A 26,827-nucleotide genomic window follows, 5' to 3' on the forward strand; every position below is an offset into this window, starting at 1 on the left:
GTTTCTCGGGTCGGTCGGACGGACAGGCGGAAGGTGGCGGGCCTGGGCGGGCGGGCCGCACGGGCGGGGCGGGGCCGGCGGTCAGAACGGGGCCAGAAGCGCCTGGCGCAGCTGCCGGGCCACCCGGGGACCGCCACCGGGCCAGTGCCGGGCCTGCTCCCCGCCGGGGGCCGCCACCGCGACCGCGGGGTCGGCCGCGAGACGGGTGAGGAACCGCCGTTCGGCGGGCGGGAGCCCCGCGGGGTCCGCGTCGGAGGGGCCGGTGCCCGGCGCCAGGACGGCGAACCGGCCCCAGAGCGAGGCCGCATCGCGCAGCTCGGTGCCGTCCGGCCCGCAGACGACCGCGGCTCCGGCGATGGCCCGCAGGACGTCGTCGCGCCAGGGGTGCACGGTCCCGACGGCGACGCCGGTCTCGTGTGCGTGTGCGAGCAGCGTCTCCTGCGCCGGGCCGAGGGCGTCGGCGATCAGGACCACGCCGCTCCCCCTGGCGGCGGTGCGCCGGTACGGCAGGAAGGGGCCGACCGTCTTGACGCCCCGGCCGGATGCGGCACTTGAGGTGATCCGGGGGGCGGCCGGCGTGCAGACCACGACGCGCCCGCCGCACTCGGCCGCGAGCGCGGCGCCCCGGTCGGGGTCGGCGAGGACCGCGACCAGCGGCAGCCCGGATGCCAGCGCGGTAGCGGCGGCGCCCGGACCGCCCACGGCGAGCGCGGCCCGGGGCCGGTCGTCCCCGGCCGGGCCCGCCGCGCCGAGCCAACCCGGCAGCGGGGCCTCGCCCGGCGGGGGCGCGACCGGGACGTCGAGGTGGGCGAGGACCGCGGCCGCGACGAGGAGGTCCCCCAGGTCGCGCGCGGGTTCCAGGAACAACGAGATCACAGCTGGTCCCCCGATGTGACGGGTGTGCGGGCCCCGACCGCGGGTCCGGCGCCGGGCCGGCTCCGCAGGAGGATCCCGAACAACGGCAGGCTGAGCACGAGGAGGCCCGCGAAGACCCAGGTGTAGCCGAAGGAGGCGACGACGCTGCCGGTGACGACGAAGGACACGGTGGTCGCGAGGCCGCCGATGAGGCCGCCGAACGAGAGCACCGTGGAGCGCACCGCGTTGTCGGTGGCGTCGTTCACTACCTGGCTCAGCAGCGGGTAGATCAGATCGATGGTGAGGAAGACGCAGTAGTAGCCGACGATCGCGAACCACGGCCGCGCGGAGTACATCCCCAGCAGCCCGGAGGCGAACAGCACCGCGGCGATGAGCATCGCCCGGGTCATGCCGAGCGCGGTCAGCCGGTGGGCGACGGCGGACACTCCGGCGGCCACCAGGGTGATGAAGCCGATGACGAGGCTCACCGCGGTGGGTTTCAGCCCCAGCCCGGCGAAGAAGTCCTGGCTGAAGATGCTCACCGCCGTGACGCCCGCGTTGACGAGGGCGCCGAACAGCAGGGCGTTGAGGAGGTGGCGCCGCCGGCGCAGCACGCGCCATCCGGCGACGATGGTCCCCGCCATGGTCGCCCGCCGGTCCACGGGCTGGGGCGACTCGGGCACCCTCCACACGAACCAGCTCGCCCCGGCCACGGCGAGCGCGTGCGCGACGAACGGGAGCCAGTACAGGTGTTCGTACATCGCGCCGCCGACGAAGGTGGTCAGTGCGAGGACGGCGAAGCCGAGCCCCATGGCGCGTCCGGTCTCCCGTGCGAAGAGCTCGCTGCGGCCCAGGTCGTCCAGGAGTTCGTACAGCAGCGCGCTGTCCGCACCCCGCTGGCCCGCCCAGCCGAGCCCTTGCAAGGCGAAGGAGACGACCAGCAGCCACAGCGGTGTCGCGAGCATCAGCGCGGCGCCGGCCGCGCCGGCCAGGAGCCCCGCGGTGATGACGGCGCGGCGGCCCAGCCGGTCGGCGAGGGAGCCGAGCGGCACGTCCGCGATCAGCCGGGAGGCGTGGAAGCACGCTTCCAGCAGTCCCATCTCGAACAGCGAACGGCCGTGCGCCACCAGGTAGACGATGAAGACGCCCCGGGTGAACTGCGCGTTCGAGGTGCCCATGAAGAACCGGTACGCCCAGAGGGCGCGCCGCCCGGCCGGTGAGATCGCCGTCACCGCGCACCCCGGTCGCCGAACAGCCGGCCGGCCACCGCGCCCGCCAGCTCGCGGAACCCGGTCCCCAGCGCGTCCCGGCAGGCCTGCTCCGGCCACCAGTCGACCGGTAGCCGCTCCCAGCCGCGGATCGTGATCCGCTCGTCCGCGGGAGCGTCCTGGGCCAGCCGCGGCCACCCGGAGGGATCGGGCAGCGGTGCCGCCGCTACGTAGCGCCGTGCCGCGCCCGAGCCGAGCAGGACCGAGCGGCTCAGGTGCACCCCTTCGAACACGAGCGCGCCGGGCTCCTTCCGCTGGGCATCGGCGTAGCGCGAGCAGTACATGCGGAACGCGTCCAGCACGTCGTCGGAGTTGGGGAAGCCGAGCGGGTACATGCCTTCGTGGAACGGGGTGAAGAGGCCGTAGAGCTCGGAATCGGGCAACGGCAGGACCTCGTCGGGCCGTTCGTGGTGGACGGAGGTGACGCAGCGCACCCCCAGGGCCGCGGCGGTGTCGTCGAGCACGGGCGCCAGCCGGTCGCCCAGCGCGTGGAACTCCTCCGCGCGCGCCGGATGTTGCAGCGCCTCCTCGGCGACGCAGAGGCCGATGCGGGCGGGCACGCCGAACGCCTTCGCCGCGATCCAGCCGAGTGCGGCCTCCCACACGACCGAGACGGGCAGCGCCGCCGGGTCGCCCGCCGACCGGCCGAGGCACGGGTGGCAGACCACCGAACCGACGTTCTGCGGCCAGGAGTCGGCCGCGAGCGCGACCACGAGGCCGGCGACCGGTGCCGGCACCGGGCCGGCGACCGGGCGCAGTCCCGCCGACGCCCATCCGCGCGGCTCGCCCTCACCGGCCCCGGCCGCGCGCACGGCGCCCTGTCCCCAGTGCTCCGCCCCGAGCGCCGTCATCGCCACACCCCCAGGGACAACAGCCGGTCCAGCCCCACGCCCACGCAGAAGGTGGCGCGGCCGGCATCGCCCGTGAACGACGTGCCGTGGTCGTTGAACGAGGCGACGGCCACCGGCCGGTCACCCGTCATCCATTCGAGCTTGCGCCGCATACCGTCGGTGAACCCGTCGGACGCCGCGCACCACTGCCCCGGCACCGTCGCGGCGAGCAGGCCTGCGACCCGGTCGACGACGGCCCGCGCGAGCTCCTCGACGCGGTCGACCCCGGCGCAGCCGACGATCTCGAACACCCGGTACGCCTCCAGCCGGCCGGCCGGCTCCCAGCGCCGCGCCGGTTCGCGGCGGAACGCATAGCCCACACCGGCGTAGAGCCCGTCGGGCCGCTCACCGATGCCGTCGACGAACTGGAGGCACGCGGCGTGCGGGAGGCGGCCGGACGGGAACGCGCTGTCGACGTTCTGCGGGTGGTCCGTGCCGACGGCCGAGTCGGTGAGGATCGGGTACCAGACCGGTACGACGCCGAGGCCGGCCAGCGCCGCATGGAGGCCGTCGGCGAAGCGCTGCACCGCGACGGCCTCGTCGCCGACGGCGAGCGCGGAGCCCAGCGGGCCCGCGAAGTCCGTGGGGGCGACGGGCAGTCCGACGAGGTGCTCGCCGGACACCGAGGTCGTGAGCAGGCCGTCCCGCGGCAGCGCGGGGCGCTGCTCCCCCGGCGCGCCGGAGGCGAACCAGCGGCGCGGCGAGCCCGGCCGCGGGGCGCACAGGTGCGTGGCCAGCGTCGTCACGTCAGCCAGTGCCCCGGGCGCGAAACCGGCCGAGACGTCGACGTCCCACCGGGCTTCGGCGGCGGCCAGCAGGCCGGCGATGCGGAGCGAGTCGACCTCGCCCAGGATCGGGGAGTGCGGACCCGCGTCGATCTCCGCCGCCGCGAGCCATTGCGTGATCCAGCGGGCCACTTCGGTCGTGTCCATCGGTCTCAGTAGCTCCAGTTCGCTGCGGTGCCGAGGCGGGCGATGTCGTCGCTGTAGCCCGCGGCCGTGGTCGAGCACCCCGTGCAGGAGAGCGGTCCCGCGGCCCGGAAGTGCGCGCGGTGGGTGCGGAAGCTCGGCTGGTCCAACCAGATCCGCCCGGACGCGTCGGTTGCACGGCCCGAGCCCCGCTCGTCGGGGTCGCGGTGCGGCAGGCAGCTGCAGGCGAACTGCCGGCCCTGCTTGGGGTCGAGGTAGACGACGTCGTCGGTGACGTGGCAGGCCGGTCCCTCGGCCCTGGGCGTGACGCCCCCGTCGAAGTACGCCGAGCGCTCGGCGTCCGTGTCGCCGTAGAAGCGCCGGCCGAGCGGGCGCAGCGCGCCCGGCCTCGACCCGTCGTACAGCGGTTCGCAGCGGGCCGTCACGTCGTCGGGGTCGGGGTAGCGAACGGTGCGGTCCAGCTTGATCGCGGACAGCTCCCACTGCTCGACCCCGATGTCTTCGAGGAGGCGTTGCAGCTGCGGCATCTGGGCGTAGTTGTGGGGGCCGACCACGGTGTTCACCCGTGGCAGGACGCCCAGTTCCCTGCACCGGCGCAGGCCCTCCACCGCGGACTCGAACAGTCCCGGTGTGCCGCGGTAGACGTCGTGCGTCCGCGGTCCCGCACCGTCCAGGCTCACGATGATCTGCGCCAGTCCCGCCTCGGCCAGCGGCCCTGCCAGGCGGGGCAGCCGGTGCCCGTTGGTAATGATCGACATCGCCATCCCGGCGTGGGCGCCGATCCGCACCAGCTCCGTGACGTCCTGGTGCAGCAGCGGCTCGCCGCCGGTGAAGCGGACGACGCGGACGCCCAACGGCCAGGCCTGTGCCACGGTGTCGCGCATGTCGGCGGCGGAGAAGCGGTAGCCGTCGCGCGAGCGCGCGAACTCGCACATGAAGCAGTCCGCGTTGCACGCCTCCAGGACCCGGATGAACAGGTATCGGGGCCGGCCGCCGGGTGCGGCCGGCGCGGCGGGAGCCGGCGTGCGGGGTGCCTCGTTCATGTCGGCGTGCCTTCCCTCGGTACGGGTGCTTGGGTGGGTGGGTGGGGAACCGTCACGGCTCCGGCCCGTGCGCAGTGGGGGCGGAGCTGCTCCCAGAGGTCGGCCGTCGCCCCGCGCCCGAGCACGCCCGCGTGCTCCAGGGCCGCGGCTCGGGCCAGCGCGTGGCCGGCGGCCAGCCGGAGGTCGGGGGCGCGGCCGCCGGCGCTGCGGTAGCCGCGGCCGAAGGCCGCCCACCGCGCCGGCGGGACCGCCGCCCACTCGGCCTCCGGTGACCCCAGGGCGGCGTCGGACCAGTCGAGCACGGCCACCAGCTCTCGGCCGGAGACGAGGAGGTTGTCCTCCCGCAGGTCGCCGTGCAGCGCCACCCGGGCGCCTTCGGAGCGCCGCGCGTCCCGTTCCGCGGCCCGGACGAGCTCCGCGGCCGCGGCCGGAACCATGGCGGACCGGACGTGCTCCAGCGCGGTGCCGTAGCGGTCCCGTCTGCGCGGCAACGGGTGATCGCCGGTGTCGAACGGCCCCGGATCCGCACGTGTGTGCAGCCGGGCGGCGACCTCGCCCACTCGCGCCCACTCGGCCTCCGAGCGCGGCGCCCGCCCGTCGACGCGGCGATAGACCTGGTACGGGAGACCGCCCTCCAGCACCCCCGAGGCGCGCGCCTGCGGGGCGGGAGCCCCCACTCTGCGGGCCTCCGTCCACACGCGCTGCTCCGCGCAGATGCGCAGCGCGAAGCTGAGCCCGACCCGGACCACGTGCTCGGCGCCGAGGAGGACGAGGCAGTTGCCGCCGCCGCGGGTGTCGAACGAGCCGCCCGGTTCCAGCGCCGCGAGCACGGCGGCCGCCTGCGCCGCGGGACCGGCCGGCGGCCGGCCCGGACCGGGCGCGCTCATCGGGTGAGGAGGTCCGCCGTCGCCGAGGCGACGCGCTTGGCGTCCTCGGGCGACATCTGCGTGCCGAGGACCAGCACCCGGTTCCACAGCGCGATTTCCACCTCCGCGAGGTGCTGCTCGCGCTCGCCCCACCAACCGCGTCCGCGCATCCACGGCTCCACCCACGGCATCGCGATGAGCGCCGGGTACCCCCAGCCGGGGATGCCCTCGGCGGTGAGGGCGTCCACCAGCCAGTCGCGGTGACCGTCCCACTCCTCGTCCAGGACGACCGCGACGTCGAACCACGAGGGGGTGGCGTCGAGTCCGGCGGCGAGCCGGGCGGTCCGGATGCCGGCCTCGGCGAGGACGCCCGTGAGGACCTCGGCGGTGCGGTTGCGCGCGGCGACCCGCTCGTCCAGCTCGTGCAGCGCGGCCAGGCCGAGGGCCGCCTCGATCTCGCCGCCGCGGAAGTTGTACCCGGGGAAGACCCCCTCGAAGTTGCCGCTCTTCCCGTGGTGCGCGTAGGTGCGCATGCGCCAGTCGATCTGTTCGTCGTCGTAGACGTTCAGTCCGCCCTGCCCCGCGGTCACGAGCTTCTTGTGGCTGCCCGCGAAGGATCCGATGTCGCCGAGCGAGCCGACCGGCCGGCCGCGCAGCGTCGCGCCGTGCGCCTGTCCGCCGTCCTCCACGAGAAACCGGCTTCCCGCGGTGCGGTGGATCGCCTCCACGTCCGCGACGTTGCCGAGGAAGTGCGTGATCAGCGACGTGTGGATGTCATGCCCCTCCACCCATCGGGCGACGTCGTCCACGCACAGCAGGGTGTCCGGGTCCGTCGGCAGGAACACCGGCCTAGCCCCAAGGTGGTGGATCACGTTGAGGCTCGCCACGAAGCCCGAGTCGCTGAGCGCCACGGCGTCGCCCGGCCCCACGCCCAGCGCGAACAACGCGGTCTGCAGGGCCGCGGTGCCCGAGTTGTGGAAGAACGCCTTGCGGCGGCCGGTGTGCGCCGCGAACTCCCGCTCCAGGCGCTTGCTGTGCGGGCCGCCGCCCCAGAAGACCGTGCGCCGGCTGCGCACGATGTCGGCCACGGTTTCCGCGGCGGCCGGCGTGATCCCGGTGTCCTCGTACGGAAGCTGGTCGAAGCAGGGTGTGCCGCCGTTGACGGCGAGACGGCGATCGGCGCGGAGTTCGTCGGGCGTGCGCATGATGACGGTGTTCCTTTCGTGGTCCGGCGGTACTGGTGGGGGGTCACCTCGGCGAACGGCCGGCGATCGCCACGATCGCCTCGGCCACCTGGTCGGCCCCGTCGCGGACGGGGGTGAGCGCGGAGAAGTCCTTGTCCGGCGCGGAGTTCGCGGCGATCGCCTTGATCAACCCCTCGGTGATCTCCTCGTGCGCCCTCGCCCGCTCCGAGGGCGAGGCGGCGACCTCGGCGATGCGCGCGTGGATGCGCTCGACCGCGTGCTCCTCGCCGTGTTCGTGCCACCGGCCGACCGAGTCGCGCGCGAGCACCCACTCCGGCCAGCCGGCCACGAACGCCGGATCGCACCGGGTGGCGACCAGTTCGGAGTTCAGCACCTGGCTGAGGTTCTGCGGCGGCAGGAGCACGGCCGTCCGATCGAGCGACGCGAGCTCCAGGATCGTGGTGAGGCCCGGCGAGGTCAGGACGGTCTGCGCCGACCCGAGCAGCGCGCGGAACCCGTCGTGCGGCAGCGGCCCGACGGCCGGCCTCGGCAGTCCGTCCGGGAGCGACGCCGGCAGGGCCCGGACGTTCCCGGTGACGACGACGTCCGTCAGGCCCGCCGCATCCAGCGCCGCGAGTGCGGCCGGCAGCACGAGATCGAGGTAACTGGTGTCCCCCGGGCGGGAGAAGGGCGAGTGCAGGCCTCCGACGTTGATCACCGCGGCCCCGCGCCGGCCCTCGCCCCGGCCGTGGAGCCGCTCGTCCCGGCGGGCCGCCGAGCCGACGATGGGCTCCACCCACCGGAGGTTGGCCACCGAGGCCATCACCTCCGCGGCCGGCCCCGGCAGCGGCAGCGTCCGCTGCGCGCAGTAGAGGCTCGCCCCGACCGGGACGGCGTCGTGCGGCGTCCACAGGAAAGGGAGACTGTCCACGTAGACGACCGGGCACCCCGCCGCCTCCAGCGCGCTCGCCGCCTGCGGGTGCAGCACGACGAGCGCCGCGTCCGGAGCGACCTCGGCGACCACGCGGCGGACGTCGGCGGCGTCGTCGATGTCGCACTCCGCCCAGGACCCGATCAGGCCGTCGCCCAGCACCGGCCGGCCGAGGCGGGTCCCGATCCCGACGACATCGGCGGGCATGACGGCCGCCAGCGCGCCGAGGATGCTGGAGAGCTTCCCCGCGCTGCCCCACCCGAAGTCCACGCCGACGACGAGGAGCCGCGGCCGCCGGTCAGCGGCGGACACCGCTGCCGCTTCCCGAGGGCCGCTCGTAGCCGTACGGGCCCGACGTCTTCGGGTAGCCGCTCACCTCGCCGGTCCACGCCACGGCCGGAGCACTCGCCAGCAGCCGGTCCGACTCCTTGAGCAGGGCCCCCAGTTCATCGCCGCTCCAGCGCTCGGGCAGGGGCCGGATGCTCGTGGGCGTCACCGACCCCAGCCCGGCGATCAGGGCGGGTAGGCGCTCCTGGTTCGACAGCAGCAGGACCGGCACCCGCAGGGCCGACGCCCAGCCGAGTTCGACCAGGACCCCCGGCGACGGCGGGTCGCCGAGGATCGCGCACACCAGGTCGGCGTGCCGCATCGCGACGAGGTCGGCCGGCGTGCAGACCTCCGGAAGCAGCCAGCCCGCACCCCACGACTCGTTGTGATGGGCGTTGAAGACCGCGTGCCCGTGCTCCATGAAGTGGGTGCGCAATCGCTCCAGCAGTTCGGCCTTGTCGGGTTGGAGCCGCCCCGTGGACCAGTCCATCCACTGCGTGTAGGGGCCGGCCAGGAAGATGTTGGGCACCGAGGATCTCCGTCGTTCGGAATGGACAGCGCGGAATCGATGACGCCATCCGCGGCCGCGCCCGGACAACCGGGGACCTCCCGTTGGTGGACCCGGACCCCGCCCCACCTCGCCCCTCCGCCCTCCGACCGAACCATGGCGGATCGTTGACCCGCGCCGGCCCCGCCCCCGGGCCCGGTCGCGGCGGGTCAACGGTCGCCGATGGTTCGGCTTGCGGGGCGCGGAGCCAGGTGGGAGCGGGCCTGCGTCAACCAAGGCCGCGCCCGCGCTCGGCCCGGGGGCAACGGCCGTGCTGGAGTCTCCCGTGACGACGGGCCGGTGTCCGACGCGGCCGGTTCCAGTGGATGGGAATGAACAGATGGCGAGTCAGAATCCCGCAGCACACCCGTCCGGCGACCGGGGGGCGCCGCTCGTCCCGCTCATCGGAGAAGGCGGCCGCGAGCCGGTGTTCTGCGTGCACCCCATCAACGGCGAGGTCGGCTTCATGCTCGACCTCTTCGACATGGCCGACCTCGACCGGCCGGTGTACGGGCTGCGCGCACCCGGCATGGACGGCGAGTGCGCGCCGCTGCGCACCTTCTCCGGACTGGCCGCCCACTACCTGCGCGCGGCGCGGTCGGTGCAGCCCGAAGGGCCGTACTACCTGGCCGGGTACTGCCTCGGCGGCGACATCGCCTACGAGATGGCCGCCCAACTGCGGGCGCGGGGCGAGGACGTCGCGTTCGTGGGCATCCTCGATCCGGCCGTGCGCGACCACTCGGCGCGCGACCACGACGACGACGCGCTGCGGCGGTACCGCCTGGACGACCTGCTGGACGTCTGCCGGGAGTCCGGGCGCGACCCGGGCGGGCTCGACGTTTCCACCGACGCCGGGAAGGAGGAGCTCGTCCGCATCCTGCGCGAGCTCGGACGGATGCGCCCCGGCGACGGCGTGCGCGAGCTCGACTGGCGGGTGGAGGTCTGGGTGGCCAACATGCGCGCCATGCTCGCCTACACCAAGCCGGGGCTCGACGTCACCATCGACGTCTTCGTGAGCGACGCGGACCTGCTGCACGTGGCCCTCGAGTCCGAGGACAGGTTCGCCGCGCCGGCCCGGGTCCACAACTTCTCGGGCGACCACGACTTCCTCTTCGAGTCCCGGCACCTGGCGTCCCTGCTGCACGAGGCGATGGACGGCCGGTCATGGGCCATCTAGCCGCGCACGGGCTCTCCTACACCCTGCCGGACGGCAGGACGCTGTTCTCCGACGTGTCGTTCCGGGTCTCCGGCGGCGACGTCGTCGCGCTGATCGGTGCCAACGGAGCCGGGAAAACGACGGTGCTGCGCATCCTGGCCGGGGATCTCGCCGCCACCAAGGGCGGCATCCAGGTGCAGGGCGGACTCGGCGTGATGCCCCAGTTCATCGGGTCGGTGCGGGACGACAGCACGGTACGGGACCTCCTTCTGGCCGCCGCGCCGGCCGCGCTGCGGTGGGCCGCGGCGCGGCTGGACCGGGCCGAGCCGGCGGACAGCGGGGACGAACGGGCGCAGCTCGCCTACGCCGAGGCGCTGACGGCGTGGGGCGACGCCGGCGGCTACGACCTCGAAGTCCGGTGGGACAAGGCCACGACGACGGCGCTCGGCCTCCCCATCGACCGGGCCGCGGCCCGCGCCGTCACCACACTGTCCGGCGGCGAGCAGAAGCGGCTCGTCCTGGAGGCCCTGCTCCGGGGCCCCGAGCAGGTCCTCGTGCTGGACGAACCCGACAACTACCTCGACGTTCCGGGCAAGCTCTGGCTCGAAGAGCAGCTGGCGCAGACCGACAAGGCCGTGCTGCTGGTGAGCCACGACCGGGAACTGCTCACCGAGGCCGCCACGCACATCGTGACGATGGAGGCCGGGACGGCCTGGACGCACGGCGGCACGTTCGCCACGTGGCACACCGCGCGCGAGGCCCGGTGGGAGCGGATCGCCGAGCTGCACCGGCGGTGGGGCGAGGAGCACCAGAAGCTGAAGGACCTCGTCCGCAGGCTTCAGCAGCAGTCGGCGGTCAGCGACGCCATGACCTCGCGCTACCACGCGGCGCAGACCAGGCTGGAGAAGTTCGAGAAGGCCGGCCCGCCCGCCGAACTGCCCCGGCGGCAGAAGCTGGCGCTGCGGCTGCGGGGCGCCCGCACCGGGGTGCGGGCGATCCACTGCGAACGGCTCGAACTCACCGGCCTGATGAAGCCGTTCGACCTGGAGGTGTCCTTCGGCGAGCGGGTCTGCGTGCTCGGCTCGAACGGCTCGGGGAAGAGCCACTTCCTGCGGCTGCTCGCCGAGTCCGTCCAGGACGCGCCCACATCGGTGGAGCACTCCGGCGACTGCCGGCTCGGCGCGCGGGTGGTACCCGGGCTCTTCGCACAGACCCACCGGCACCCGGCGTGGTCCGGGCGCACCCTCGTGGACGTCCTTGCACGCGGCGAGGACGGGCGCGCCGGCGTCGATCTCCGCACGGCGATGGCGGCGCTGGGCCGCTACGGCCTCGCGGCGGCGGGCGAGCGGAGCTTCGAAACGCTGTCCGGCGGCCAGCAGGCTCGGTTCCAGGTGCTCCTGCTCGAACTCTCGGGCGCGACGCTGCTGCTGCTCGACGAGCCGACGGACAACCTCGACCTCGCGTCGGCCGAGGCGCTCCAGGAGGCGCTGGCCGGGTTCGAGGGAACGGTCGTCGCGGTCACCCACGACCGGTGGTTCGCGAAGTCCTTCGACCGGTTCCTGGTCTTCCGTGCCGACGGCCGCGTGGCCGAGACGGACACACCCGTGTGGGACGAGCGCCGCGTCGTGCGGCAGCGCTGACCTGAGGGAGTATCACATGGACCTGATCACCGTACGCCGCGTGGTGCCGGACGACTGGGAAGTCTGGCGCGCCGTGCGGACCGCCGCGCTGACCTCCGACACGGACGTCTTCGGCCCCTCCCCGGAGGGACTGCAGGAGCTGGGAGAGGAGGAGTGGCGAGACCTGCTGGACGCCGGTCTCGGCATGAAGGCCGTCGCCTTCGCCGGCTCGGAACCGGTGGGACTCGCCGGCGTCCAACTGCTCGACGGGGAACCGGCGGCCGCCGAGGGCCACAGTCTGTGGGTGCGGCCCACGGCGCGCGCACACGGTGTCGCGCGCCTGCTCATCGCGGAGACGGTGGCATGGGCTGCGGAGCAGGGGTGCGAGTCGGTCGGCGCCTGGACGGTCGCGACGAACGACCGGGCCCTGGCGGTGCTGGAGCGCTTCGGGTTCCGGGCCACCGGCCTCCAGCGCCGGCATCCCCGTGACCCGCGGGTCCGGCTCCGGGGCTCCTGCTACCTCATACCGGAGACCCGGCGCTCGCCCGCGCCCGCAGCCGGGAGGGGCGAGGCCGGATGAGCACCACGGCCCGGCCCCACCACCATCCGCTGATCCGCCGCTGGAACGCCACGGACCGGGAGTTCGCGGCCGACGCGGTCCTGCCCGACCTGCTGGACGCGGCCGCCGCCGCGCACCCCGACGCGCCCGCCGTCCGCACGACCGCCGGTGTCGCCCTCACCCACCGCCGGCTCGCGGAGGCGAGCCGGCGCATGGCCCTGGCACTCGCCGGGGCGGGCGTCCGGCCGCGGACCCCCGTCGCGCTGCTCGCCGACCACGTGCCGGAGGCCGTCGTCGCCATGCACGCGACCGTCCGGGCCGGCGCGTTCTACGTCCCGCTCGACCCCAGGTGGCCGGTGCGCCGCACGGCGGACGTCATCGAGTCGATCGGTGCGCGGCACCTCGTCGCGACCGCCGGGCACCTGGCGGACGCCGAACGGCTGCGCCGCGCCGTCGGGCGCGACCTGACGATCACCGTGACGCAGGAGGAGCCGGGACCGGTGCCGACGGACCGCCCGGCCCCGGCGGCTCCGGCCGGGGCGGAGCCCGCAGACCTCGCGTACACGATCTTCACCTCCGGGTCGACGGGGCTGCCGAAGGCGGTCGCGGTCCGCCACTCCAGCGTCGTCAACCTGATCGAGTGGTTCAACCGCCGCAATGGGGTGGGGCCCGACGACATCCTGCTCCAGGTCGCCTCGTTCGGCTTCGACCTGTCCGTCTACGACGTCTTCGGCGCACCGGCGGCCGGGGCCAGCATCCTGCTGCTGACCGCGGAGGAACTGGCCGATCCCGAGCGGATCGCCGCGGCCCTGGTGGCGCACGGCGTGACGCTGTGGAACTCGGCACCCGCACTGTTCACCACGGTGTCGTACTTCCTCGACGAGTCCTCGTACGGCCGGCGCCGGGCGCTGCGCCGCGTCTTCCTCAGCGGCGACTGGATCCCGCTCACCACGCCCGCGGTCGTCCGGGCCGAGTTCCCGGGCGCGACCCTGGTGGCCCTCGGCGGAGCCACCGAAGCCTGTGTGTGGTCCAACGACTTCGTCGTCCACGAGGTGGATCAGGGCTGGGACAGCATCCCCTACGGCAGGCCGATGCAGAACTCCCGCTACTACGTCCTGCGCGAGGACCTGAGCCCGTGCGACATCGGCGAGCCGGGCGAGCTGTTCATCTCCGGCGCCTGCGTCGCGCAGGGCTACATCAACGACCCCGAGCTCAGCGCGCGGCGGTTCCTCCCCGACCCGTGGGACGAGGACGACCGGGGGTGGCGGATGTATCGGACCGGCGACCGCGCGCGCTGGACGTCCCAGGGCTGGATCGAGTTCCTCGGTCGGCTCGATTCCCAGGTGAAGGTCCGGGGTTACCGCATCGAGCTCGGCGAGGTCGAGCAGGCGGCCCGTCACGTTCCCGGTGTCGAGGAGGCGCTGGCCGTCGCCGCGGGAGACCCGCGCGACCCGTTCATCGCGCTCGCGCTGCGGAGCGCCGAAACGCTGGACGCGGCGACCGTCCGCGCCCACCTCGCGCAGCGGCTGCCCCCGTACATGTGCCCCGCCCGGGTCCTGGTCACCGGTTCGCTGCCGCTCGGCAGCACCGGGAAGGTCGACCGCGCCGCGCTGCGTCAGGCCTTCACGGACGGTGCCGGCGCTGCTTTCGAGGGCTGAGCCACGGCCCTCCGCCCCGGAGGGCGAACGAAACGTCAAGCTTGGAGGACCGATGGACGACAGGTTGTACGACGTGGTGATCGTGGGCGCCGGCCCGGCCGGTCTCTCGGCCGCGATCATGCTGGGCCGCGCGAAGCGCAGCGTCCTGGTGCTGTCCCTGCCCGACCGGCGCAACTCCTCCGCGACGACCGTGCACAACGTGCCGTTCGCCGACGGGGCGACACCTGCCGAGGTCTACGCGCGGATGGAGGGCGACGCGCAGGAGTACGGCGTCGGGATCCGGTGGGAAGAGGTCGTCACGGCAAGCACCCGGGACGACCACGTCATCGTCGAGGGCGCCCTCAGCGGGCCGGTCAGGGGAAGGCGGCTGCTGCTGGCCACCGGCCGCGCGGACGAGTTGCCGTCCTGGCTGCCCGACGGGGTCTGGGGCCGGTCGGCCTTCGACTGCCCCTACTGCCACACCCACGAACGGGACGACGGCGCCTACGTCTGTGTGGGGCACAACGCGGAGGCACTCAAACTGGCCGCGCTCACCGTCCAGTACGCGCGCGAGCTGACCGTGGTGGTCTCGGACCCCGCCCTGGCCCGGACCGCCCTCGCCGGCCTGCTCGCCGAACGCGGCGTGACCGTCCTCGTCGACACGGTCGCCCACGCGCGGGTGCTGCCGTCCGACGCGCTCGAACTCAAGACGGCGTCCGGCACCGCGCTGACCGCCGACACGCTGCTGCTCGCCGACGTGGCGCGGGCGCGGCGCCGTCTGCCCGAGGCACTCGGGCTCGACCTGACCGACCAAGGGTTCCCCGAGACCACACTGTACGGCCTCACCTCCGACCCACTGGTGTACAGCGCGGGCAACGTCGAGGGCTCGCCGTACTTCATGTGGACGGGTGCCGCCGGCAGCGGGATCAACGCCGCACGGATGATCTGCGAGGACCTTGCGTTCACCACCGACCTGACGAAGCGTGGAGGCTGACCGATGACCGATGTCCTGGCGATCGAGGAGATCCTGGCCGGGCTGTGGGAGCAGGTGCTGGGGAGACGGCCGGACCCCACCAGCAACTTCTTCGACCTGGGCGGGGACTCGATGCGGGCCGCGAAGCTCACGGGCCAGGTGAAGCGCGCCCTCACCAAGAAGGTACGGATGATGCTGATCTTCGAGCAGCGGCGGCTGTCCGACTACGCGCGCGCCGTACACGGCCTCCTGGCCGAGGACGACGGCGCGGTCCGGGACGCACTGCTCGACGAGGTGCGGGAGGCCTCGGCGCACGACATGCGGCGGAGCTGAGCCCGCGGCACGGTGGGCGCCCGGCGGGTCCGTTCAGCGGCCGGTGGCGACGCGAGCATCGTCCGGCTGCTCGACGGGCGACCCGGCCGGCGGCCCGGTCGGCTTGGGCCGGGTGAGCGCCACCAGGAGCGCGAGCTGCACGACCGCTCCCACCGTCAGCCCGGCCCACACGCCGTTCACGCCGAGCGGGCCCGACAGCACGGTGGCGGAACCGAGTTGGGCGCCGAGACCGGCCGCGACGGAGACGACCAGCGCCCGCCCCGCGCCCGCGGCCTGGTGCACGCCGCCGACCGCGACGACGAAGGCGTACGGCAGCAGGTAGGGCGCCGCCAGGTGCAGGAAGCCGGCGGACTGCCCGGCCACCGCCGGGTCGTCGGTGAACAGCCCGGTCACCGGTCCGCCGAGCGCCGCGCACAGCACCGCTGCGACCGCTCCCAGGAGGGCGGCGAACCAGCCGGTGGCGCGGGCGAATCGACGGAGCTCGGCCTCCTCCCCGGCCCCGGCGAGACGGGCGGCCCCGATCGCGGCGGCCTGGCGCAGCGCGTAGAACGCCATGGTGACGACGAGCAGCACGCGGTAGCCGACGCCGTACCCGGCCACCGCGGCGACGCCGAAGCCCGCGACGAGCGCGAGTTGGGCCGTCCCGACGGCCATCCGGGCGGTGAAGTCGAGGCCGAACGGTGCCCCGGCGCGGACGATCCGCCGCAGCTCCGGGCCGAGCTCCGGGCCGGCTCCTCCGGCGGGCCCGCCCGTCCGGCGCTTGGCCAGCAGCCGCAGTGTGAGGACGAACGCGACCGCCCGGGAGGCGGTGAGCGCGAGCGCGGCGCCCGTCACGCCGAGGCCCGGGACGGGTCCGGCGCCGAGGACGAGCAGCGGGTCGAGCGCGAGGAGCAGCGCGTTGGAGAGCAGCGCGATCCGCATCGGGGTGCGGGTGTCGCCGGCGCCCTTGAACAGTTCGTCGGCGACGCGCTGGCCGGAGAACAGCCCGAACGCCGGGAACACGACGGCGAAGTAGCCCGCGGCGAGCCCGGCCGCGGAGCCGTCGAGGAACCCTGCCGCGAGGTGCTCGCGCAGCAGGAAGCCGGGTACGGCGAGTGCGACGGTCACCAGCGCGCAGAGCCGCCACGCCGCGCGCGTGGTGCGGGCGGCCCCGGCGGCGTCCCCGGCCCCGAGGGCGCGCGAGAGCCGCAGGCTCGTACCGGAGGCGACCACGAGGACGAGACCGAGCAGCAGGTTCTCGACGGTGCCCGCGAGGGTGACGGCGGCGACGGCCGCGCCGCCGAGCCCGGCCACCCAGTAGGCGCCGATGACGGAGGCCACGACGCCGGACAGGAGTTCGGCGTAGACCGGTCCGGCCAGTGCGGCCAGTCGTGCCAGGTGTGTGCGCATGTTCCCTCTCCCGGCAGCGCCACGGCCGCTCCCTTGAGCCGCCCCCCGTCTGCCTCGAATAGAGATACATCGGATCGATGCACATCGACAAGAGGTAAAGTGGCGCGCGCACCGGGCGCACTCCGACGAAAGGGCTTCATCGTGCTGACGCTCGCGATCCTGGGGTTCCTCTACGACCGGCCGCTGCACGGCTACGAGCTCAAGTCCCGGATCACCGGCCTCACCGGACACGTCCGGCCGGTCAGCGACGGCGCGCTCTACCCCGCCATCACCCGGCTGGAGAAGGCCGGCCTGCTGCACCGCAGGACCGAGCCGGGCAGCGGCGCCGTCCCCCGCCAGACGCTGGAGCTGACCGCCGCCGGCCGGGCCGAACTCCGGCGCCGGCTCGGCGACCCGGAGCAGGCGGAGATCACCGACCAGATCCGTTTCTTCGCCCTGGCCGCCTTCCTCCACCACCTGGCCGACCCGGCCCGCCAGGCCGCCGTGCTGCGCCGCAGGCTCGACTTCCTGGAGGCGCCGAGCAGCTTCTTCTACGACGGGCAGGGCCGGCCGGTCACCGCCGAGCGCGAGCCGAACCCGTTCCGCCGGGGCATGCTGCTGGTCGCCCGGGCCTCCGGGGCGGCGGAGCGGGCGTGGCTCGCGGAGACGATCGCGCAGCTGGCGGGGGCGGGAGCCGCCGGAGCCGGGGACGCGGGGGGCTCGGGGACGTCGGGAGGCCCAGGGGCTTCGGGGGACACAAGAGCTTCGGGGGCGTAGGCCGCGCTGCCCCGCTCCCCTGCCGAACAGCACAGAAACAGCACCGAAACCGGACCGAACGGGACCGAACGGCAGGGTGGGGAAGCGGAATTACCCCGATCGACACCTGGTCCCACCGGGCCCACCCGTCGCTATGATGATCCGCCTCACGTCCGACGGGCCCGCGGGGCACCGGTGCGGCGTGAACCCGCCACCGGGCCCCGCCCGCTCCCCTGGAGGCCGCCGTGACCACGTGCGAGACCGCTGCCGTCCAATCCGCCCCGCTGCGGCGGGACGACATCCCCGGCTGGTTCTTCAGTCTCGACCGGGCGGCCTTCGGGCACCTGCTCGCCACCCAGAGCGCGGCCGGGGTCACCGGCGACATCCTCGAACTCGGCAGCTACCTCGGCCGCAGCGCCGTCCTGCTCGGCGACCACCTCCGGCCCGGCGAACGGCTCACCGTCTGCGACCTGTTCGACTCCGACGCGGGCGACGCCGACAACGCCGCCGAGATGGCGATGTCCTACCGCAGGACCCTCACCCGCAGCGCGTTCGAGGCCAACTACCTCGCCTTCCACGACGCCCTGCCGGAGATCGTCCAGGCCCCCACGTCCGCGCTGGCCGACGGCCGGATCCGGGCGGACAGCTGCCGGTTCGTCCACGTCGACGCCTCGCACCTGTACGAGCACGTCGCCGGGGACATCGCCGTCGCCCGCGCGGCGCTCGCCGCCGACGGCCTCGTCGCCCTCGACGACTACCGCTCCGAGCACACCCCCGGCGTCTCCGCGGCGGTCTGGGAGGCGGTGTTCACGGGCGGGCTCCGGCCGGTGCTGCTGACCCCGATGAAGTTCTACGGGACGTGGGGCGACGCGGCGGCCGCGCGCGAGGTCCTGCTCGGCCGCGACTGGCGGGCCGAGGGCTACACGGTGGACGAGGACACCATCGCCGGGTCGCGCGTCCTGCGGCTCAACTACCAGGTCAAGGCGCCGGTCCAGCGCTCCACGCCGCGCCGGCTCGCCCTGGACCTCCTGCCCCCGGTCGCCACCCGCGCGACCCGGCGCGTGCTCCGGACGCTGCGCGAGCGCCGCGCCGTCCAGCCGGTGCGCGCCGTCTGACGGCCGGACGGGAAAGCGCCCCCACGGGGCCGGACGCAGCGGCGTCCGGCCCCGTTCGCGTGCGCCACCTTACGTGGTCATATTTTCGGATTGGCTGATTCTGCATCACCCACACGAGTGAATCACCTTAAAAGGTTTGCCCAAGGAACGTTAAAGAGCACATAGTGAGGGCGCCTCGATTTGGTCTAGGGATAGCCAAGTCCAGGCAAAATCTCGGGTGAATCGTGAGTGAATCGTGAGTGAGGAGAAGGCCTTGTTCCACGGAATCACGGCGGCTGGATACGGTCAGCGCCTGCGCGAGGACATCGCGCGGACGGGCACCACGCCGCTCATCGGGGTGTACGACATGTACTCGGCGTCGATCGCGGCCGAACACTACGACGGAATGTTCGTCTCCGGATTCGGGTTCGCCGCCTCCTACTACGGCCTGCCCGACATCGGCTTCATCGCCTGGCCGGACATGCTCTCCTTCGTCGAACGGCTGCGCGGCGCCTTCCCCCAGCACCACCTCCTGGTCGACATCGACGACGGCTACGTCGATCCCGAGGTCGCCTGCCACGTCGTGCGCCGGCTCGAACGCACCGGCGCCTCCGGCGTGATCCTGGAGGACCAGAAGCGCCCGCGCCGCTGCGGCCACGCGGACGGCAAGCTCGTCCTGCCGCTCGACGAGTACCTGGAGAAGCTGAACCTCGTCCTGGAGAACCGCACCGACCTCGTGGTCGTCGCCCGCACCGACGCCACGGAGGAGCAGGACATCCTGCGCCGCGCCCGCGCCCTGGCCGAGACGGACGCCGACGTCGTCCTCGTCGACGGGGTGCGCAGCGAGGACTGGATCCGGCGGATCCGCCGCGTGGTCGGCGACAAGCCGCTGCTGTTCAACCAGATCGCGGGCGGCAAGTCGCCCCGGCTGTCGCTGTCGGAGCTCGGCGACCTCGGGGTGGACGTCGCGATCTACAGCACGCCGTGCCTCTTCGCCGCGCACCGGGCGATGGACGAGGCGCTCGCGGGGCTGAAGGTCAACGACGGCCGGCTCCCGGCCGCCCCGGCGAACAGCCGGCCGGTGGGCGTGCAGGAGTCCACCGAGCTGCTGGAGCGGAACATCGCCCGTGCCCGGGGGCTCGTGGAGGTCACGGCGTGACGTCAAGGTCACCCGGTCCGGTCCGCCATCGGGCATCCGCCCGGTGGCGAGCCGGCGCCGCCGGACTCGCCGGGGCGTGCGCGCTGCTCGCGGGCGGTGCGCCGCCCGCGGCGGCGGGCGGGCTGATCACCGTCATCGACAACTCGCACGCCGACTCCTGGGTGGAGGTCGACCGCACGGCCAACGTCCAGCAGGGCGGCGGCTCGGCCGGCAGCGACCACGACGGCGCCGGGTCGGTGGTCGGCGGGGCACTGAAAGGCGGGGCGGTCGTCGGCGGGGCACTGGGAGGCGGGGCGGTGGTCGATGGAGTGGGCGCGCTGGTGGGGCCCGGAACGAAGGAAGGTGATGGATGAGCCTCCAGTGGCTGCGGCGGCGCGGCGTGGATCCCTACATGGCGGCGCTGGCCGGCACCGTCGGGCTCGCCGCCCTGTTCCCGGCGACGGGCACCGCGGCCCGCTCGGCCGCGGTGGCCTGTGACGTCGCGGTGGCGCTGCTCTTCTTCCTGTACGGCGCGCGGCTGTCCACCCGCGAGACCCTGGCCGGGCTGCGCCACGTGCGGCTGCACGGGCTGGTGCTCGCCTGCACCTTCGTCCTGTTCCCGCTGCTCGGGCTGGCCACGGCCGTGCTGACGCCCGTCCCGCTCACCGACCAACTGCGCACCGGCGTGCTGTTCCTGTGCCTGGTGCCGTCGACGGTCCAGTCCTCGGTCGCGCTGACCGGCGCGGCGCGGGGCGACGTCCCGGCGGCGATCTGCGCGGGCACGTACTCCAGCCTGGCCGGGCTGGTGCTGACACCGCTGCTCGCCGCCTGGCTGCTGGGCTCGCACGCCGAGCTCTCGGCCGAAGGACTGCTGCGCATCGCGGCCCAGTTGCTCGCGCCCTTCGTGCTCGGGCAGGTGCTGCGGCCGTGGATCGGCGGGTACCTCGGGCGGCACAAACGGGTGCTGGCGCCGGTCGACCGCGGCTCGATCCTGCTCGTCGTCTACACGGCCTTCAGCGCGGCGACGGCCCAGGGCATCTGGCACCTCGCCACGCCCGGCGCCCTGCTCGGCCTGACCGCGGTGCTGCTCGCCCTGCTCGCCGCCTCGCTGGCCGCCGCCCGGCTCGGCGCCCGCGTCCTGGGGCTCGGCCGCCCGGCCGTCGTCGCGGCCATGCTGTGCGGCTCGCAGAAGAGCCTGGCCAACGGCCTCCCGATGGCCGCGGTGCTGTTCGGCTCCGAGGCCGGGCTGATGGTGCTGCCGCTGATGCTCTACCACCAGCTCCAGTTGGTGGTCGGCACGATCCTGGCGGGCCGGTGGTCCCGCGCCCCGGAGCGGGCACCGACACCCCGTGCCCCGGAGCCGACCACGTCGGCGGCGCGGGGCTGAGCGCCGGGGCGGCACCGCGTGGTACCGCTCCGGTGGCCGGGCCTGCCCGCGCTCACGGCTCCGGGACGGCGCCGGTGCCCAGTGCGGCCGACCGCAGGGCGGCGGCCAGGCGGACGAGGGGCTCGCTCGGGCAGCCGGGGAGGCGGGCCAGCAGGAGGCGCCGCAGTTCCTGCGGCCCGCCGCGAACGGGCAGGACGCGTACCCCCGGCGGCGCGGCGGCGGCCATCGCGGGGGACACGGTGGTCAGGCCGCAGCCCGCGGCCACGAGGTGCAGCTTCGCCAGCCAGTCGCGGGCGGTGTGCACGATCTCCGGTCGTTCGTCCAGGCCCGGCCACACCCCCATGAGCCGGTCCGCACCGGAGGCCGATCCGGCGATCCACCGCTGCCCGCGCAGGTCGGCCGCGTCGACGTACGCACCGCGCGCCAGCGGGTGGTTCGCCGGCACGGCCAGGCAGAGCGGGCGTTCCGTGAGCGTCTGCACCACCAGCGCCGGCGACTCCGCGTCCGGCGCGCGGAACGGCGGCGCCGACGACAGCAGCGCGAGGTCGATGCTGCCCGCCCGCAGCGCCCGGACCAGTGCCGGGGTGCCGCCCTCACGGCTGACGACGTGCACCCCCGGGTCGCCGCGCCGCAGGGCGGCCAGCGCCTGCGGCACCAGCGTCGTCCCGGCGGTGGCGACCCACCCGAGCCGCACGGTGCCGCCCTCCTCCGGCAGGCCCGACAGCTCCCGGGCGGCCGCGTCGATCTCGTCGAGCACCACCGTCGCCCGGCGCAGGACGAGCCGCCCGGCCGCCGTCAGCCGGACGCCGTCCCGCCGCCGCTCCAGCAGTTCGGCGCCCGCCGCCCGTTCGATCGAGGCCATCTGCCGGGACACCGCCGACTGGGTGTAGCCCAGCGACGCCGCGGCCGCCGTGAAGGTGCCCTGCTCGGCCACCGTGCGGAACACCCGCAGCGCGGTCAGCGACACGTCCGTGAAGTCCATGACGTTCACGCATATCACGTGTGCGATTCTTTCGCTGGCATCATGGTCACGGCCTTCCTACCGTGGCAGGCATGACCGCCGTACGCGTGAACACCACCGCTCCCCGCGTCGCCCTCGTCACCGGCGCCAACCAGGGCCTCGGCCGCGCCCTCGTCGAGGGCCTCGCGGCCCGCCTCACCACCGACGACCTGGTGCTGCTCACCGGGCGCGACGAGGGCCGCGTCACCGAGGCCGCCCGCGAGGTGGCCCGGCGCCCGGACAGCCGCGCCCGGGTGCACGGCCGCGTCCTGGATGTGACCGACACCGAGGCGATCGGCCGGCTCGCCGACGACCTGCACGGCCGCCACGGCGGCGTCGACATCGTGATCTCCAACGCCGTCGCCCGCCTGCTGCCCGGCGAGTCCCAGGCCGAGCGCGCCGACGAGTTCATCGACGTCTCCAACTCCGCCACCCACGCCGTCCTGCGCTCCTTCGGCCCGGTCCTGCGCCCGGGCGGCCGGCTGCTCGTGGTGGCCAGCAGCCTGGGCACCCTCGGTCACCTCGACCCGCGCCTGCGGCACCTGTTCGACGGCGCGAACCTCGACCAGGTCGAGTACGCCGTCGAGTCGTGGCGCGCCGCGGTCCACCACGGCACCGCCGAGGAGAAGGGCTGGCCCCGCTGGCTGAACGTGCCGTCGAAGGTGGCCCAGGTCGCCGCGGTCCGGGCGGTCGCCGCCGAACGACGCACACACGATCTCGCCGCCGGGATCCTGATCGCGGCCGTCTGCCCCGGCATGGTCGACACCGCCACGTCCCGGCCGTGGTTCAGCGACTACGGCCAGGCGCAGTCCCCCGCCGAGGCCGCCCGGGCCGTGCTCGACCTCGTCCTCGCCGAGCCCGTCGACCCGCCCCTGTACGGCGAGCTGATCCGCTTCGGCCGGGCCCTGGACTGGCACGGCGGCACGCCGCCGACCGAGCAGGACCGCCTTCTGACCTCGTGACAATCCACCACCTCGACAGAGGAGTTCAGCGCATGAGCACCCCCATCACCACCCCGTACGGCTTCGCGAGCACCACCAGCGAGATCGCCCGGGGCGTCGACCTCACCGGCCGCCGGGCCGTCGTCACCGGCGCCTCCTCCGGCCTCGGCACGGAGACGGCCCGCGCGCTGGCCGGGACGGGAGCCGCCGTCACCCTCGCCGTCCGCGACGTCGCGGCGGGCGAGCGCGTCGCCAAGGACATCACCGACGCGACCGGCAACCGCGAAGTGCACGCCGCCCGCCTGGACCTCGCCGACCTCGCTTCCGTCCGCGACTTCACCGCCGCCTGGCAGGGCCCGCTGCACGTCCTCGTCAACAACGCGGGCGTCATGGCCTGCCCCGAGCGGTACACCGAGCAGGGCTGGGAGTGGCAGTTCGCCACCAACCACCTCGGCCACCACGCCCTCACCACCGGCCTGCACGGCGCACTCGCCGCCGACGGCGCCGCGCGCGTCGTCACCGTCAGCTCCAGCGGGCACCAGCTGTCCCCGGTGGTGTGGGACGACGTCCACTTCGCCTTCCGTCCGTACGACCCCTGGCTCGCCTACGGCCAGTCGAAGACCGCGAACGTCCTCTTCTCCGTGGAGGCCGACCGCCGCTGGGCGGGCGACAACATCACGGCCAACGCCGTCATGCCCGGCGCGATCTTCACCAACCTCCAGCGCCACACCGAGGGCCGCGGCAGCGGCTCCGTCCCGCCCGAGCTCGTGAAGACGGTCGAGCAGGGCGCCGCCACCTCCGTCCTGCTCGCCGTCTCACCCCTCCTGGAGGGCGTCGGCGGCCGCTACTTCGCCGACTGCAACGAGGCCGAGGTCCTGGACCGCCGCGGCACCCCGCTGCAGGGCGTCGCCCGCTACGCCCTCGACGTGGACAACGCCCGGCGGCTGTGGGACCTTTCGGAGCAGCTGCTCGCCGACGACCTCGCAGGGGTGGGTCAGCGGATGTAGTACGGCCGGTTGTGGGCGGCGACCGGTGCGGACTGGTAGGTCCACACGCCCGCGGCCGGCGCGTCGGCGACGAGGTGGGCGAGGTCGCGGGCGGGCTCCTCGGCCGGGTTGCCCACGTCGAGGCGGACGCGGTCGGCCGAGCGGTCGTCCAGGGCGAAGAAGCGGTACGGCTGGTAGACGTTGAGCGGCCCGGCGAGCAGCCGCCCCTCGTCGTCGGTGCCGTAGCCGGTGATCGGCGTGTTGTTGACCGGCTCGGACGCGAGGCCGGCCAAGTCCGCCTCCAGCGACAGCAGTTCCTCCTCGTGGCGCTGGAGCCCGCCGTCGTCGACGGTGGCCCGGCGGCAGGAGACGGACCAACGCTCGTTCACGGAAGGCGCGTTGAGGGATGGCATCAGCGTCTCGAACCAGCCCGCCCGCTTGGGCTCGGCGTAGAGGAGGCGCCCGGCGTCGATGGCCAGCGGGTTGTCGCACAGCACATGCAGCCGGGCGATGCCGAGCAGCTTCGTCTGGTCGTAACCCCGGGCGTACTGGCCGTAGTTCAGCTCGGGCAGGCGCTCCTCGGCGAACTCCGGGTGGGCGACGAGGTTGATCTCCACCTCCTGGGTGATCCCGCCGCCGCCCGGGTACTGCGCGAAGTACAGCTGGTAGTTGAGCGACACACAGGCCCGCCCGTCGAACAGCGCGGGCACGAGCCCGGGGTGGCGCTTGCGCAGCAGCTCGCGCGCCCGCTCGGGCCCGACCAGGTAATCGACGCCGATGTTGTGCAGGGCGCCGTAGTGGAAGGGGAGGTAGTACGGCTCCGGCACGGGCGGGAGCGGAAGGCCGGTCATGGCGTCTCCGGGTTCGATGCGGGGAGGAGGGGGGAGGACGGTCCGGTGCGTTCGGCGCCCACCGCGAGCGGGCGGCGCAGGTCCAGCAGGTCGAGGTGCATCCGCTCGGCGCTGCGCAGCGCGAGCGCGGCCATGCTGAGCGTCGGGTTGGAGGTGCCGAGGGAGGGCATCGAGCCGCAGCCGACGGCGTACAGGTTGGGGTGGTCCCAGCTGCGCTGCCACTGGTCGACGACGGACGTGCCGGGTGCGTCGCCCATGACGTGGGTGCCGCCGGCGTGGCCCGCTCCCCGGTACCCGTACGCGACTCCCCCGTGCTCGACCCGGCCCGGCCAGCCCGGTCCGGCCGGGTAGGCGGTGTGGTCCTCGGCGCCGAGCAGCGCGAACAGCTGGTCGGACACGGCCCGGGCGGAGGCCATGCCGTCGCGGACGTACGCGGTGAGGTCGTAGCGGATCGCCGGGCGCGGCAGGCCGAGCGGGTCGCGCCGGTCGGGGTCGAGGGTGACCCGGTTGGCCGGGTCGGCGGGCTGCTCCAGCTCGAACTGGAGCGAGAACTGCCGGCCCAGGCGGTCGCCGAGGCGTTCGCGCAGCTCCTTGCCGCGCAGTCCTGCCGCCAGCGCGGCCCGGGCCTCGGACTGCGGGTCTCCCCCGGCCCAGGACCAGCCCCAGTTGCCGATCTCGATGCGGAACGGCGCCCGCCGCTCCCGTCCGGCGCCGAAGCGGAAGGCCTCGAACCCGCTGGTGGAGCCCGGCCCCCGGTAGGGCCCGACCGGGCCCGGCATCAGGCCCCAGGTGAGCAGGGCGGGGTGGTCCATGAGGTTGCGCCCGACCTGGTCGCTGCGGTTGGCGAGACCGGACAGGAGCAGCAGCCGGGCGTTCTCGATCGCGTGCGCGGCGAGGACGACGAGGCCGGCGTCCACGCGGTGCGCCTCGCCGCCGTGCGTCAGGTACTCCACGCCGGTGGCGCGGCCGGTCGCCGGGTCGGCGAGGACGCGGCTGACGACGGCCCCGGTGCGCAGCTCGACGCTCGCGGACCAGCGGGCCTGGGTGCGCCGCGGCGTGTACTTGGCACCGGTCGGGCAGGCCGGGACGCAACTGGCGCTGCCGGCGCAGAGCGGTCCGGTGGCGTCGCCGGGCCGGGTCGGCCGGCCGTTGCGGGCGTGCGGGGTCGCGGTGACGGCGAGGCGGGCGGGCACGGGCACGGCCGGGTCGCGGACGGTGCGGCCGTCGAGGTCGCGGGCGAGCCGGCGGTCGAGGTAGGAGGGCGGGATGGCGCGCATCGGGAACTCGTAGCCGTCGGGGAGGGGCAGTCCGACGGCGGTGCGCTGGTCGTCCGCGTCGGCCGCGACGCCGAGTTCGCGTTCGGCGTCGCGGTAGTGGGGCTCCAGGTCGTCGTAGCCGATCGGCCAGTTGCGGCCGTGCCCGAGGTCGGCGGTGCGGAAGTCCTCGGGGTGCATGCGCGGGGTGAGGCCCGTCCAGAGCAGCCCGGTGCCGCCGTTGGCGCGCAAGTAGCCGCTGGCGTAGGGCAGGGGGCCGTACTGGACGAGGTGGCCGCCGGGCCCGGCGAGGTCGCCGACGTCGGGTGAGGGCGCGTCGGGGTTGTGCGGGTACGCCGAGGTGGGCGGGCCGCCGCCGGCGGCGCGGTGGGCGGCGGCGGTCTCGGCCGCGCCGGGGACGGTGCGGCCGGCTTCGAGCACCAGCACGCGCCAGCCCTGCGCCCCCAGCCGCTGGGCGACCAGCGAGCCGGCGATGCCCGCCCCCACGACGACCGCGTCCCAGCGCGTGCTCACAGTTCCTCGCCTCCCCGGGGCGTGTCGCCCCAACTCCCGTGGCCCGGTGCGGCGGCGCCGGGCGGGTCGGCGTGGAACGTCCGCCACACCAGCGCCCCGTCGTGGGCCCGCGCGGACCCGGGCGACTCCCCCGGCCAGGCCCCGACGTACCAGAGGTGGACGAGCGCGTGCTCGTCCCGCACCCGGTGCGCCAGCACGGTCCGGTGGTGCTCGTGCGCCATCCCGGTGGCCCGCAGCTCCGGCTCGTCGAAGCCGGTCAGCCCGGCGCAGACGCGGAGGAACTCGTCGAAGTCGGCGAGCTCGTCCAGTTCCTCGAAGTCGTCGAGGTCGTCGAGGTCGTCGAGGCGGCCCTCGGTCCCGTCAAGGTCGTCGAAGTCGTTGTCCACGCTCAAGCGGGCACCC

The 26,827-nt window shown here is 74.5% G+C and carries 27 protein-coding genes; 13 read left to right on the forward strand and 14 right to left on the reverse strand.

Translation table 11 applies throughout. The annotated features are described in order from the left end of the window. Positions 1-81 precede the first annotated feature (81 nt). Genes ACFV4G_RS06175 through ACFV4G_RS06215 form a run of 9 tightly spaced genes read right to left on the reverse strand, consistent with a single transcriptional unit; the run spans position 82 to position 8,822 of the window. A complete protein-coding gene (locus ACFV4G_RS06175; protein WP_380437004.1) occupies positions 82-876 on the reverse strand; it encodes a hypothetical protein in 795 nt (264 codons plus the stop codon). Then, on the reverse strand, positions 873-2,087 hold the full coding sequence (locus tag ACFV4G_RS06180) for an MFS transporter (RefSeq protein WP_380437006.1): 1,215 nt from the start codon (positions 2,085-2,087) through the stop codon (positions 873-875). Before ACFV4G_RS06180 ends, ACFV4G_RS06175 begins: the two co-directional genes overlap by 4 nt. Next, positions 2,084-2,974: a hypothetical protein gene (locus tag ACFV4G_RS06185; protein WP_380437008.1), complete on the reverse strand. Its 891-nt coding sequence runs from the start codon at positions 2,972-2,974 to the stop codon at positions 2,084-2,086. Before ACFV4G_RS06185 ends, ACFV4G_RS06180 begins: the two co-directional genes overlap by 4 nt. Further along, positions 2,971-3,945 (reverse strand): hypothetical protein, encoded by a 975-nt coding sequence (locus tag ACFV4G_RS06190; protein WP_380437010.1) that lies wholly within the window; start codon positions 3,943-3,945, stop codon positions 2,971-2,973. Before ACFV4G_RS06190 ends, ACFV4G_RS06185 begins: the two co-directional genes overlap by 4 nt. Positions 3,946-3,950: 5 nt before the next feature. Continuing rightward, positions 3,951-4,985, reverse strand: a complete 1,035-nt coding sequence (gene blsE / locus ACFV4G_RS06195) for a cytosylglucuronate decarboxylase (protein ID WP_380437012.1) — start codon at positions 4,983-4,985, stop codon at positions 3,951-3,953. Beyond that, positions 4,982-5,872: a phosphotransferase family protein gene (locus tag ACFV4G_RS06200; protein ID WP_380437014.1), complete on the reverse strand. Its 891-nt coding sequence runs from the start codon at positions 5,870-5,872 to the stop codon at positions 4,982-4,984. Before ACFV4G_RS06200 ends, blsE begins: the two co-directional genes overlap by 4 nt. Beyond that, entirely contained in the window at positions 5,869-7,056 is a 1,188-nt protein-coding gene (locus ACFV4G_RS06205; RefSeq protein ID WP_380437016.1) for a DegT/DnrJ/EryC1/StrS family aminotransferase, read from the reverse strand. Before ACFV4G_RS06205 ends, ACFV4G_RS06200 begins: the two co-directional genes overlap by 4 nt. Positions 7,057-7,099: 43 nt before the next feature. Then, entirely contained in the window at positions 7,100-8,278 is a 1,179-nt protein-coding gene (locus ACFV4G_RS06210; RefSeq protein ID WP_380437018.1) for a hydroxymethylcytosylglucuronate/cytosylglucuronate synthase, read from the reverse strand. Next, complete coding sequence (locus ACFV4G_RS06215; RefSeq protein WP_380437020.1) at positions 8,265-8,822, reverse strand: nucleoside 2-deoxyribosyltransferase; 558 nt, start codon at positions 8,820-8,822, stop codon at positions 8,265-8,267. Before ACFV4G_RS06215 ends, ACFV4G_RS06210 begins: the two co-directional genes overlap by 14 nt. Before the next feature lie 358 nt (positions 8,823-9,180). Here ACFV4G_RS06215 and ACFV4G_RS06220 point away from each other — a divergent pair, with 358 nt between their 5' ends. The 6 genes from ACFV4G_RS06220 to ACFV4G_RS06245 are packed head-to-tail and all read left to right on the forward strand — an operon-like array spanning position 9,181 to position 15,117. After that, positions 9,181-10,017, forward strand: coding sequence for a thioesterase domain-containing protein (locus tag ACFV4G_RS06220; protein ID WP_380437022.1), 837 nt, complete (start codon positions 9,181-9,183; stop codon positions 10,015-10,017). Continuing rightward, positions 10,005-11,636 (forward strand): ABC-F family ATP-binding cassette domain-containing protein, encoded by a 1,632-nt coding sequence (locus ACFV4G_RS06225; RefSeq protein WP_380437024.1) that lies wholly within the window; start codon positions 10,005-10,007, stop codon positions 11,634-11,636. The genes ACFV4G_RS06220 and ACFV4G_RS06225 overlap by 13 nt, the downstream gene beginning before the upstream one ends. A gap of 16 nt (positions 11,637-11,652) precedes the next feature. After that, positions 11,653-12,195 carry a GNAT family N-acetyltransferase gene (locus tag ACFV4G_RS06230; RefSeq protein ID WP_380437026.1) on the forward strand — a complete coding sequence of 181 codons (543 nt, stop codon included), beginning with the start codon at positions 11,653-11,655 and terminating at the stop codon, positions 12,193-12,195. Next, positions 12,192-13,832, forward strand: a complete 1,641-nt coding sequence (locus tag ACFV4G_RS06235) for an amino acid adenylation domain-containing protein (protein ID WP_380437028.1) — start codon at positions 12,192-12,194, stop codon at positions 13,830-13,832. The genes ACFV4G_RS06230 and ACFV4G_RS06235 overlap by 4 nt, the downstream gene beginning before the upstream one ends. Before the next feature lie 52 nt (positions 13,833-13,884). Further along, complete coding sequence (locus ACFV4G_RS06240; RefSeq protein ID WP_380437030.1) at positions 13,885-14,805, forward strand: NAD(P)/FAD-dependent oxidoreductase; 921 nt, start codon at positions 13,885-13,887, stop codon at positions 14,803-14,805. A 3-nt stretch (positions 14,806-14,808) separates the two neighbouring features. Continuing rightward, on the forward strand, positions 14,809-15,117 hold the full coding sequence (locus ACFV4G_RS06245; protein WP_380437032.1) for a phosphopantetheine-binding protein: 309 nt from the start codon (positions 14,809-14,811) through the stop codon (positions 15,115-15,117). Between the two features lie 33 nt (positions 15,118-15,150). Here the strand turns inward: ACFV4G_RS06245 and ACFV4G_RS06250 are convergent, their stop codons facing one another. Then, entirely contained in the window at positions 15,151-16,506 is a 1,356-nt protein-coding gene (locus ACFV4G_RS06250) for an MATE family efflux transporter (RefSeq protein ID WP_380437034.1), read from the reverse strand. Positions 16,507-16,605: 99 nt separating this feature from the next. Between ACFV4G_RS06250 and ACFV4G_RS06255 the strand changes: the two genes are divergently transcribed. The 5 genes from ACFV4G_RS06255 (at position 16,606) to ACFV4G_RS06275 (ending at position 20,860) form a co-directional block, all read left to right on the forward strand. Next, positions 16,606-17,262, forward strand: a complete 657-nt coding sequence (locus tag ACFV4G_RS06255) for a PadR family transcriptional regulator (protein WP_380437036.1) — start codon at positions 16,606-16,608, stop codon at positions 17,260-17,262. 224 nt (positions 17,263-17,486) lie between these two features. Then, positions 17,487-18,356: a class I SAM-dependent methyltransferase gene (locus ACFV4G_RS06260; protein WP_380437038.1), complete on the forward strand. Its 870-nt coding sequence runs from the start codon at positions 17,487-17,489 to the stop codon at positions 18,354-18,356. Positions 18,357-18,609: 253 nt separating this feature from the next. Further along, the gene (locus ACFV4G_RS06265; protein ID WP_380437040.1) at positions 18,610-19,494 is read left to right on the forward strand and encodes an oxaloacetate decarboxylase; all 885 of its coding nucleotides are present in this window, start codon (positions 18,610-18,612) and stop codon (positions 19,492-19,494) included. Beyond that, positions 19,491-19,847 carry a hypothetical protein gene (locus ACFV4G_RS06270; RefSeq protein WP_380437042.1) on the forward strand — a complete coding sequence of 119 codons (357 nt, stop codon included), beginning with the start codon at positions 19,491-19,493 and terminating at the stop codon, positions 19,845-19,847. The genes ACFV4G_RS06265 and ACFV4G_RS06270 overlap by 4 nt, the downstream gene beginning before the upstream one ends. Further along, on the forward strand, positions 19,844-20,860 hold the full coding sequence (locus tag ACFV4G_RS06275; protein ID WP_380437044.1) for a bile acid:sodium symporter family protein: 1,017 nt from the start codon (positions 19,844-19,846) through the stop codon (positions 20,858-20,860). The genes ACFV4G_RS06270 and ACFV4G_RS06275 overlap by 4 nt, the downstream gene beginning before the upstream one ends. 52 nt (positions 20,861-20,912) lie before the next feature. On the opposite strand, the gene ACFV4G_RS06280 is transcribed toward ACFV4G_RS06275, so the two are convergent. After that, on the reverse strand, positions 20,913-21,842 hold the full coding sequence (locus ACFV4G_RS06280) for a LysR family transcriptional regulator (protein WP_380437046.1): 930 nt from the start codon (positions 21,840-21,842) through the stop codon (positions 20,913-20,915). A 71-nt stretch (positions 21,843-21,913) separates the two neighbouring features. Between ACFV4G_RS06280 and ACFV4G_RS06285 the strand changes: the two genes are divergently transcribed. Then, on the forward strand, positions 21,914-22,822 hold the full coding sequence (locus ACFV4G_RS06285) for an SDR family NAD(P)-dependent oxidoreductase (RefSeq protein WP_380437048.1): 909 nt from the start codon (positions 21,914-21,916) through the stop codon (positions 22,820-22,822). Between the two features lie 32 nt (positions 22,823-22,854). Further along, positions 22,855-23,808, forward strand: a complete 954-nt coding sequence (locus ACFV4G_RS06290) for an SDR family NAD(P)-dependent oxidoreductase (protein WP_380437050.1) — start codon at positions 22,855-22,857, stop codon at positions 23,806-23,808. Here the strand turns inward: ACFV4G_RS06290 and ACFV4G_RS06295 are convergent. Genes ACFV4G_RS06295 through ACFV4G_RS06305 form a run of 3 tightly spaced genes read right to left on the reverse strand, consistent with a single transcriptional unit; the run spans position 23,796 to position 26,817 of the window. After that, positions 23,796-24,638, reverse strand: coding sequence for a hypothetical protein (locus ACFV4G_RS06295; RefSeq protein WP_380437052.1), 843 nt, complete (start codon positions 24,636-24,638; stop codon positions 23,796-23,798). The two genes, ACFV4G_RS06290 and ACFV4G_RS06295, sit on opposite strands and share 13 nt — an antisense overlap. Then, a complete protein-coding gene (locus ACFV4G_RS06300; RefSeq protein ID WP_380437054.1) occupies positions 24,635-26,425 on the reverse strand; it encodes a GMC family oxidoreductase in 1,791 nt (596 codons plus the stop codon). The genes ACFV4G_RS06295 and ACFV4G_RS06300 overlap by 4 nt, the downstream gene beginning before the upstream one ends. Next, positions 26,422-26,817, reverse strand: a complete 396-nt coding sequence (locus ACFV4G_RS06305) for a hypothetical protein (protein ID WP_380437056.1) — start codon at positions 26,815-26,817, stop codon at positions 26,422-26,424. The genes ACFV4G_RS06300 and ACFV4G_RS06305 overlap by 4 nt, the downstream gene beginning before the upstream one ends. Positions 26,818-26,827: the final 10 nt, after the last annotated feature.

The sequence above is a fragment of the Kitasatospora sp. NPDC059747 genome, assembly GCF_042732955.1.
Taxonomy (GTDB): Bacteria; Actinomycetota; Actinomycetes; order Streptomycetales; family Streptomycetaceae; genus Kitasatospora.